The 9,835-nt window shown below is 66.9% G+C and carries 8 protein-coding genes; 5 read left to right on the top strand and 3 right to left on the bottom strand.

What is annotated here, in order from left to right:
- A partial coding sequence (locus AC3FOF_RS42730; RefSeq protein ID WP_488730114.1) for an endo alpha-1,4 polygalactosaminidase occupies positions 1 to 938 on the bottom strand: 938 nt, incomplete at its 3' end.
- A gap of 916 nt (positions 939 to 1,854) precedes the next feature.
- Here AC3FOF_RS42730 and cysK point away from each other — a divergent pair.
- Positions 1,855 to 2,772: a cysteine synthase A gene (gene cysK, locus AC3FOF_RS42725; protein ID WP_017229134.1), complete on the top strand. Its 918-nt coding sequence runs from the start codon at positions 1,855 to 1,857 to the stop codon at positions 2,770 to 2,772.
- A gap of 151 nt (positions 2,773 to 2,923) precedes the next feature.
- Positions 2,924 to 3,121 (top strand): hypothetical protein, encoded by a 198-nt coding sequence (locus tag AC3FOF_RS42720; protein ID WP_488730113.1) that lies wholly within the window; start codon positions 2,924 to 2,926, stop codon positions 3,119 to 3,121.
- Positions 3,122 to 3,243: 122 nt separating this feature from the next.
- On the opposite strand, the gene AC3FOF_RS42715 is transcribed toward AC3FOF_RS42720, so the two are convergent.
- Positions 3,244 to 4,974 carry a M14 family metallopeptidase gene (locus AC3FOF_RS42715; protein ID WP_488730112.1) on the bottom strand — a complete coding sequence of 577 codons (1,731 nt, stop codon included), beginning with the start codon at positions 4,972 to 4,974 and terminating at the stop codon, positions 3,244 to 3,246.
- Positions 4,975 to 5,115: 141 nt separating this feature from the next.
- Positions 5,116 to 5,742 (bottom strand): response regulator transcription factor, encoded by a 627-nt coding sequence (locus AC3FOF_RS42710; protein WP_017229132.1) that lies wholly within the window; start codon positions 5,740 to 5,742, stop codon positions 5,116 to 5,118.
- Between the two features lie 706 nt (positions 5,743 to 6,448).
- Between AC3FOF_RS42710 and AC3FOF_RS42705 the strand changes: the two genes are divergently transcribed.
- From AC3FOF_RS42705 to AC3FOF_RS42695, 3 genes are all read left to right on the top strand, one after another.
- Positions 6,449 to 6,730, top strand: coding sequence for a hypothetical protein (locus AC3FOF_RS42705; protein ID WP_488730111.1), 282 nt, complete (start codon positions 6,449 to 6,451; stop codon positions 6,728 to 6,730).
- 311 nt (positions 6,731 to 7,041) lie between these two features.
- The gene (gene pobA / locus AC3FOF_RS42700; RefSeq protein WP_488730110.1) at positions 7,042 to 8,211 is read left to right on the top strand and encodes a 4-hydroxybenzoate 3-monooxygenase; all 1,170 of its coding nucleotides are present in this window, start codon (positions 7,042 to 7,044) and stop codon (positions 8,209 to 8,211) included.
- A gap of 89 nt (positions 8,212 to 8,300) precedes the next feature.
- Positions 8,301 to 9,707 (top strand): MFS transporter, encoded by a 1,407-nt coding sequence (locus AC3FOF_RS42695; RefSeq protein WP_488730109.1) that lies wholly within the window; start codon positions 8,301 to 8,303, stop codon positions 9,705 to 9,707.
- Positions 9,708 to 9,835 lie beyond the last annotated feature (128 nt).

Raw genomic sequence — 9,835 nt, 5'->3', positions numbered from 1 at the left:
CGGTCCTGCACGACCAGCACGCGGCGCGGCATCACCTCGATGCTGCCGATGCCGACCGTCTGCAGGCCGGGGTCGGCCACATAGGGGATGATGCCCTGCGCGCGGATCCGCGCCGCGGTATCGCGCGCGCACTGGCGGTCGGCGGGCGGGCAGTAGTCGATCGAGATCACCGGCAGGCGGTATTGCTCGCGGATCGTGCGCACCTGGCCAAGCAGCCAGTTGCGATCCGCCTCGCTCACCTCGGTAAAGCGCTTGCCGGCCTGGTCCCAGCCCCGGTAGAGCGACTCGAAGGCCACCGCATAGGCCAGCTGGTTGACCTGCGGCAGGATCTCGAAGCCGCGGTTGAAGATCAGCCTGGCCTCGGGATAGCGCGCCTTGATGGCGCGGATCACCGCCACCATGCCGGCTTCCTGGCTGGCGCGCGCGGCATCGGTCCTGGCCACGAGCTGGTAGGAATCGAGCGTATCGAGGAAGAAGCCGCGATAACCGCGCTCCCACAACGGCGCGATGACCTTGTCCACGTAGAAAGCCGGCCAGCCCTCGGCGGCCTGGTCGACCACACGGGCCCCCCAGGCATCGTTATTGCCAGTCAGCCACGCTTTGGGAATGTCCTTCAGGTAAGCGCGCGACGGCGCGACTTCGCCAATGCTGACATAGGCGAACCACTGCGTATCGGGGGTGGCCACGCGCCGCGGGTCGAAGCCGCTGTCCGGCTCGACCACCGCGATATCGAAGGCCTGGAGAGCGTCCACCGGCGGCTTGCTGCCGTAGTGGAAGGCAATATTGGGAGCCCGGGCTGCAGCCGGCCGCTCCAGCTGCGCCGTCTGGGCCTGCGCCGGGCACAGCCAGACAGCGATTGCGGCCAGCAGGACGCCACTCCACGCCCTGGCCGTCGGCGTGCCGCGCCTGGCTTGCCCCAAACCGGCCACGCGGCGCATGACGCCGTCCAATTGCAACCATTTCACTTGCTGAGCCCCTTTTTTCTTCAATTCTTATGCACTGCCCCGGATCCGTCGCTTAGCTTGCCCACGCCTTGTCATGCGTGGTGCCGCCAGCCGATGCATCCGGGTGTAGCTATCCCTTCCAGACTTCCCGCGCTACCGGGAATTCCCGGTAGTCCCTTCGCAGGCCAAACTTGAAGTGCTTATTCAAGCACTGCAACGGAGATTTTGAGGCATGCACGCGATCATGCCTATAAGCATTTCGGACTAGGAGCACCGACCGGCGCGCCGGCATGACGGCGTAACCGTTGCCGGCCAAGCGGGGATGCGCTGGTTCCGATCCGCTTCCGCGCGCTTGCAAAGCGCCGCCGACGACGCTCGCCGGACAGGGTGCGCGGGCAATGCCATGCAGGTTTTGCAACCGCCCCCCGGCCATCGTCAGGCCATCGCCAGGCGAGCGCCGGAACGCAATTCTACTGCCTCGGCACTTTTAGCACTTTTATCGTTTTTCGGATCGGAAAAAATATCACGATAACGGTCCGGCCCATGGCGCCATTGTGCCCGAACGCAGCAATACAACGGTTCGCATCCTGCCCCGGCAAGGAAACTAATGCTAGGCCATGTGACGCATACGTAATGTCAACAATTGTCACGCACTGTGAAGATTGGGGATTCCGGCCGGCCGCTGTATAGAATTTTCTCAAACAAAGAAGTGCACTACGGCAATCCGCACCGGCAAGATTCCGGTCGCGCGCCGCGTTCGGAAATGTTGCGGATCATACATTGGTGCTGGAAGCGGGCGCCATGGCACCGAAATCACATGCCGCAAACGGCAGCCGGCTAGAATCCTCCTCTGCATGCTTGTCCGGACCCGCCTGCGGGCCCGGTTCCAACCCATCCCCGGAGACTCTAGATGAAGGCCGACAACATCCTGCAAACCATTGGCAATACGCCGCATATCCGTGTCCAGCGGCTCTTTGGCGATACCCATGAGGTCTGGATCAAGTCAGAGCGTTCCAATCCCGGCGGCTCCATCAAGGATCGCATCGCGCTGTCGATGATCGAAGCCGCGGAACAGTCCGGCGTGCTCAAGCCCGGTGGCACCATCATCGAGCCGACCTCGGGCAATACCGGCATCGGCCTGGCCATGGTTGCCGCGGTGAAAGGCTACAAGCTGGTGCTGGTGATGCCGGACAGCATGTCGGTGGAACGCCGCCGCCTGATGCTGGCCTACGGCGCCACCTTCGACCTGACCCCGCGCGAAAAGGGCATGAAGGGCGCCATCGCCCGTGCCGAGGAACTGGTGGCGGCCACGCCGGGCGCCTGGATGCCGCAGCAGTTCGAGAATCCCGCCAATATCGAGGTCCATACCAGGACCACCGCGCAGGAGATCCTGGCGGACTTCCCGCAGGGCATCGATGTGCTGGTGACCGGCGTGGGCACGGGCGGCCATATCAGCGGCTGCGCGCGCGTGCTGAAAGCCAGGTGGCCGGAACTGAAGGTGTTCGCGGTGGAGCCCGTGGCCTCGCCGGTCATCTCCGGCGGCGCACCCGCGCCCCACCCGATCCAGGGCATCGGTGCCGGCTTTATCCCGAGGAACCTCGACACCGAGCTGCTGGACGGTGTGATCCAGGTCGACGCCGAACCGGCCCGCGAGATGGCCCGCCGCGCCGCGCGCGAGGAAGGCATGCTGGTGGGCATCTCGTCCGGCGCCACCCTCGCCGCGATCGCCCAGAAGCTGCCCGGCCTGCCGGCTGGCGCCCGGGTGCTGGGCTTCAACTACGACACCGGCGAGCGCTATCTCACCGTGGAAGGCTTCCTGCCTGCCTGAGACGGCACGGCACGGCACGGCACGGCACCGCGAGATTCTCCCTGGGCAACGAGCCGCGCGGTGAACCATACTGAAGACTGACTGGCGCGGACGCGGGAAGGCGTCCGCCGCCGCCGATTCTGCCGGCATGGCCTTGATCCTAGGAGTTGAGATGGCAATCCCGAGTTATGAAGTCGCACGACTGGCGTCCCTTGCCGTGAGGCTCGCGCTATCGTCCGGCCTGTCGCGCGAAGAGATGCAGGCTGCGCTCAGCCTCGCGGGCTCCTTGATCGAACAGGAGGAAAGCGCGGCCGTCGAAGGTACGGCGGCCAGGGAGCCCAACGCCAAGGCAACGCGCACTGTCCACTGACTCCCCCGGCATGCCGCGCTGCCCCCTGGGGGGAAGCGCGCGCATCCAGCCCGCCGCATCGCCGATGCCCCCGGGCGCCCGGCGGCCCCGCAAGCCACGTGCCCCTGGCGCGGTTCCCCGGCTTAGTCGAGCAGGCCCGCCCAGTACAGTTCCGCCGCACCCAGCACCGCGCGCATCTGCGTCGTATGGGCCAGCCGGAAGGCATCGCCGTAGATCGTCTGGTCCGGAAATTCGGTAACCAGCGTGAAGGGCACCGTGGAGCGGTGATCTTCCACGATCATGCAGGGAATGCCGTTGAGTACGGGAAACGGCACCTCGCCGGCGTGCCGGCCCCAGGTGGCGAGTTGCCGGGCGTTGAAGGCGGCCAGTTCCGGCGAGGCCGCGAGCTGCGCCGTCAGCGCATGCATGAAGGCCATGCCATTGCGTCCGGCATGGTGCCGCAGGATCAGGAAGAATCCCTTGGGAAGGGTCCAGTTCTCGAAACCCGGCGGCACATAGCCGGTGAGCGGCCGCGTCCATTCGTGGGCCGGATAGCCATGCAGGCTGAGGTGCAGTCCCGCGCCGGTACGCGCGATGGCTTCGAGGCGCGCCGCCTTCTCGCCAAACGGCGGTGCCATGCGCGCCTCGAGATCGTCGCCCAATGCCGTGTAGCGGGCGGCGTGCGACATATGGCGGGGGTTGTCCTCGCGCAAGCGGGCATGCAAGGCTGCGCCATCGGGGTTTTCCATCGCGACCAGCGCGAAGTGCGCCCCCGGGTGCAATGCAAGCGCATGCGCCGCGCGCAGCGCACCCACCACGCCGGAGCTCTCGTTGGCGTGCTGGCCAGCCGAGATCACGAGTCCCGGCAGCGCACCTTCGATGCAGGTGCCGTGAACCAGGCGCCCCTGCGTTGAATTCGCCTGGAAACGCTTGCCGCCCAGCGCATGCATGGCGAGGGCCGCTTCGTCCGGCGTCAGCGGGCGCGGCAATACGGCCAGCGCGTCGGCGCGCAGCGCGGTGGTGGCCGTGTCGTCCGCGGCTGCCGCCGCGCGAGGATGCGGCAGCAGTTCCACCCGTATCCGTGTAGCGCCGTCGCACGGGCGGATGTCGGGCACGATCTGCCCGGGCTGCAAGGTGCGATCGCCGCGCGGCAGGCCGGCACGGTCCTGGAAGAATTCCAGCACCGAAAAATAGAGATCCTCGTGCAGGGCTTCGCGGGTACTGATGCACTCGTCCTGGTAGGACAGCGCTCGCTCGATGCCCCCCGTGTCGATGGCAATGCGCAGGACGTCGAAATAGGGGGCCTGCCGGCTCCAGCCATGGTTGCGGATGGCCGCCATGGCGGCCGCGAATCCAAGCTCGAATTCGGTGGCCAGCGGGCCGTCCTCGAGACAGATGTCGCCCTGCCAGAGCCGCAACCACCCGCACGGCGCGCCCGACGCCGCGAGCGGCACGAAGACACGATGGACGGCGCCATCCAGCTCGACGCTATAGTGCCCGTCGGCATCGCCCTGGTCCAGGCTGAGCCGGCCTTCAGGCAGCATCCCGGCCAGCGGGTAGGTTTCCAGGCGGAACCGCTGCGCCTGCGCGCGGGTGCCTGCAGCAGGCGTTCGCACGGCGATCCGGCGCACGCCCGCGATGCCGGTACCGTCGCCGTCAAGGCCAAGCTCGTCGAGAAAGAAATGGAGCAACGGCTTGTATGCGCTGCGGATCACCGCCGTCACGCCGGCGTCGGCCAGGCGCAGCGCGGCAGCGCGGCGCGCGTCGGCATCCTCGAACACCCATGCTTCCACACGCGAGCCCGGCATGGCAGTCAGGCGTTCAGTCAGGGCATCGAGGGTGCGCGCAATGCGGGCATCGAGCAGGATCGTCATGGCAAGCCGTGGCGCCGCATGCGGCGGGCTGGAGGTGGGATCCGGCATTATAGGCAGGCTCGCGGACCTGCGTGCATACCGTGCGAGGGCGCGTAGGCCGGCAACACATGCATGCCCGAATGCGTACTGCCCCGCCCGGCCTCAGTGGTCCGGCGGCACCTGCCCCGGATCGTTCTGGCTGTCCAGTTTCCTGGCGGCCCTCTGCTTGAGCGTGGCCACGGTCTTCGCGGAAATGCCCAGCCGCGTTGCGATCTCGAGATCGCCGAGCCCGTCCGAGAGCAGCTGGAACATGCGCAACTCGCACGGTGTCAGCCGCGCCATCCCGCCGCCGGCTTCGCCCTGGACACACGCGTTGCTCACGGCATCGGGAAAGGCCGCATAGCCCTGATTCACCATATCGAGAGCGGCCGCCAGCAAATGGAAGGGGTGGGACTTGTTCACATAGGCGCTCGCGCCCGCCCAGCGCGCCAGTTGCGCATCGCGCCCGGGATCGCCGCCCGAGAACACGACGATCCGTGTCGGCTGCTCCAGCGCGCACACCCGCCGCACGACTTCCAGGCCGTCCAGGCCCGGCAGGTTGATGTCCACCACGGCCAGCGCGGGACGCAATTGCCGCAGGACGCGCAAACCCTCCACCCCGTCGCCGGCCTCCGCTACCAGCGCATAGCGGCCGTGCCGCTGCAGATTGACGCGAATCGACTCGACGATGAACGGATGATCGTCGACAGCCACCACGGACAGCGGCTGCTCCTCCCCAGGCTGGTGCATGTAAGCCTTTTTGAAAGTCCCCAGCGCGGCAACGCGCTGCAGGATGCAGGAAAAAGACGGGACCGGCAGAAGCAGTGCCGCAGCGCCCTCTCGAACTGGCAGTTTGGCGGATGCACCACCGGGCGGGCTAGGAGAAATTTCTGCTTCACTCCCGGAAACATCCTTAAGGTGCGACGGGACCGGCGCTGGACAACCCGGCAGGCGACCATGGGCAATAGCAATACCTGGTCCGGCGCACATTACAGCGTGCACATTTTCTTACAACCCGGACATACGGCCACACCTCTGGATAGCTAAGCTGCCCCCTTGTCAAACCATGTCCTGCCATGCCGAGGAAAGCCCGAATGCGCCATGTCCTGCCGAAATCCTCCCGCCTATCCACGCCACTGCCCCGCTCCGACGCATACGCCGCGGGCCGCGCGGCGCGGGGACCGTCCGCCGCCCCCCGGCAACGGCTGCAATGAAGTGGGCCACCATCGTGCTGGTGCTGTGCAGCTGGATAGGCGCCTGCGCCGCGGCCGGGTGGCTGGTGATGGCATGCTCCGGCCCGCTTTCCCGGTGAGCCGCGCCAGCAATGCACCGCGGCCCGTTCATGCAACCCGGCCCGCATCCGCGCTTCATTTGGTAACGGTGTATTTCAACCCTAGCGCGAAGCGCCTTCATCCCTGACCGTCGCCGGCCCATTTCCGCCAGGCAAGGAGAGACCATGTACGATCGCGCCGCGCTGCCGCGCCCCCCCGAGTCCTCGCTCACCGCCCGCGTCATGCGCGATACGGCCACGCCATGCGCGGCTCCGGCTTGCCATGCCGTCCCCCAGGCAACCGCCTGCGACATGCTGATGTCCGATATCGGCCTGCTGAAACGCTGCCGGCACTGCGGCGAATACTGGCCAGCCGACAGTGAATTCTTCGCGCGCGATGCGCGGCGCCAGGATGGCCTCGAACATATCTGCAAGGCTTGCCGCAAGGAGCAGCGGCTGGTGCGTTGAAACGCAGCGCAACAGCCGCTCCACCGGTTTTCCCGCAGGCTTTCGCCATGTTTGGAATATGAAGGTCGTCTTGCCTGCCACGTACACCGGAATGTCTCGCACGGCACACCGAAGCCGCTCTTTTTCAGCGTTATTTTCCCGCAATACCTAGGGTTTTCCCGAGAATGGATAGATCACCCCATTCCGGCATGGCGAATGAAGCAATGTTCGTTTTGTCCTGTTGATGGTTCGTTCCGTCTATTCCCTGCTTCCCCTGGCGCCGCTATTGTTACGTCCAACAACAATCCGACCCCCGCACCAGGAGACACGCAATGCGCACACAAGTCGCCATCATCGGCGCAGGCCCCTCGGGCTTGCTGCTCGGGCAGTTGCTGGCCAAGGCCGGCATTGACGCGGTCATCGTCGAACAACGCAGCCCCGACTACATCCTTGGCCGCATCCGCGCCGGCATACTCGAGAGCGTGACCGCCGATGCGCTCGAACGCGCCGGCGTGGCCGAGCGCCTGCATCACGATGGCCTGGTCCACCACGGCATCGAACTGTCCTTCGGCGGCCAGCGCCACCGCATCGACTTCCAGGCGCTGATCGGGCGCTCCGTCACGGTCTACGGCCAGACCGAAGTGACACGCGACCTGATGGCCGCGCGCGAGGGCTGCGGCGCCCGCACCATCTACGACGCGCAGGACGTAAGCGTGCACGACTTCGACACGGCCGCGCCCGTGGTGCGCTATCGCAAGGACGGACAGCTTCACGAGCTGCGCTGCGATTTCATCGCGGGCTGCGACGGCTTCCACGGCGTCACGCGGCGCAGCGTGCCCGACTCGTCGAAGCGCATCTTCGAGCGCGTCTATCCCTTCGGCTGGCTCGGCGTGCTCTCCGACACGCCGCCGGTGGCGGACGAACTGATCTATGCCAGCCACGATCGCGGCTTTGCCCTGTGCAGCATGCGCTCCCTCACGCGCAGCCGCTACTACGTGCAGGTAAGCGCCGACGAGCGGGTTGAGGACTGGTCCGATCAGCGCTTCTGGGATGAACTGCGCAGCCGTCTCGACGCGCCCGCCGCCGAGGCGCTGGTGACCGGCGCGAGCATCGAGAAGAGCATCGCTCCGCTGCGCAGCTTCGTGTGCGAGCCGATGCGCTTCGGCAACCTGTTCCTGGCGGGCGACGCCGCGCATATCGTGCCGCCTACCGGCGCCAAGGGCCTGAACCTCGCGGCCAGCGACGTGCTCTACCTGGCCGATGGCCTGATTGCGCGCTATCAGCACGACGACACCGCCGAGCTCGACACGTACTCGCAGAAATGCCTGCGCCGGGTATGGAAGGCGGAGCGCTTCTCGTGGTGGATGACATCGCTGCTGCACCGCTTTCCCGATGCCGACGATTTCGCCTTGCGCATCCAGCAAGCCGAACTGGACTATCTCACCGGCTCGCCGGCGGCCTGCATGTCGCTGGCCGAGAACTACGTCGGCCTGCCTTACTGAAGGCGGCGCGCGAGCCGGGCTCGCGCGGATTCCGCGAGACATGGGAACAAACCCGCCGCCAACGAGCGGCACAGCAGGAGACCCGTACCATGACGCCCCCCGACAGCGGCCACCGGGCCGCAGACCGCAATCGCGCGCGCCAGCCTGGCGCCAGCATCGATGTCCAGCAGTTCATCGACAACCAACCCTTCTCGCGCTTCCAGTGGATCATCCTGATCCTGTGCTTCCTGATCGTGGCGGCCGATGGTTTCGATACCGCGGCGATCGGCTTTATCGCGCCGGTGCTGGCCAAGGAATGGGGCGTCAGCCGCGCCCATCTCGGCCCGGTGATGAGCGCGGCCCTGTTCGGCCTGGCCGCGGGCGCCCTGGTGGCGGGGCCGCTGGCCGACCGCTTCGGCCGCAAGCGCGTGCTGGTGGGCTCGGTGCTTTGCTTCGGCGCGTGGAGCGTGGCGTCGGCCTTTGCGAGCTCGCTCGAAGCGCTCACCGCCCTGCGCTTCCTGACCGGACTTGGCCTCGGCGCGGCCATGCCCAATGCGGTCACGCTGATGTCGGAGTACGCACCCGCCCGGCGCCGCTCCCTGACGGTCAACGCCATGTTCTGCGGTTTCACGCTGGGCTCGTCGGCCGGCGGCTTTATCGCGGCCTGGCTGATTCCGCACCACGGCTGGCATTCGGTCCTGCTGGCGGGCGGCATCGCGCCGCTGCTGCTGGCGGTACTGCTGGTGTTCTGCCTGCCCGAATCGGTCCGTTTCATGGTGGCACGCAAGGCGCCGGCCGCGCGCATCGCCGCCGCCCTGTCGAAGATCCGCCCGGGCGTGCTGCGTGGCGACGAGCGCTTCCACGTGCAGGAGAACGTCCCGGCGGGCACCGCCGCGCCGGCAGCGGCATCCTCGCTGCGCGCCATCCTGATGCCGCAGTTCCTCTCGGGCACCGTGCTGCTGTGGACCACCTACTTCATGGGCCTGCTGATTTTCTACCTGCTGACCAGCTGGCTGCCGACGCTGTTTGCCGACGCGGGTTTCCCGATCGAGAAGGCCGCCATGATCACCGCGCTGTTCCCGCTCGGCGGCGGCATCGGCACCTTGACGGTGGGCTGGCTGATGGACCGCGGCCATCCGTGGCGCATCGTGGCGGCAACCTATGCGCTGACGGGCGCGCTGGTCTACGCCGTCGGCCACGGCACCGGCGACATCTTCCTGCTGGGCCTGCTGGTGTTCGCCGCAGGCACGTGCATGAATGGCGCGCAGTCTTCCATGCCCACGCTGGCCGCCGGCTTCTATCCCACGCAATGCCGCGCCACCGGCGTGGCGTGGATGCTGGGCATCGGCCGCTTCGGCGGCATCGCCGGCGCGCTGCTGGGCGCACAGATCCTGGGCATGGGCTGGAGCTTCGGCAAGATCTTCGGCCTGCTCTCGCTGCCGGCCTTCGTTGCCACCGCCGCACTGCTGATCGCCTCCGCACGGCCGCGGGCATCGGCGCAGGCCGCGCTGCGCTAGGAAAAGAAGTCCGGTGTGCCCGCCGATTGGCCTTGAAAACTCCCGGAAGGTGAATCAGGTGAAATCGATTCCGGGAGTTCCACGGCCCTAACAGATACCTCTATCCCTTGCATGGCAAGGCTTCATGG

Source organism: Cupriavidus sp. 96C5-1 (genome assembly GCF_057798855.1).
Note: the sequence above shows the minus strand (reverse complement) of the source record. Positions and strands in the feature narration are given on the sequence as shown.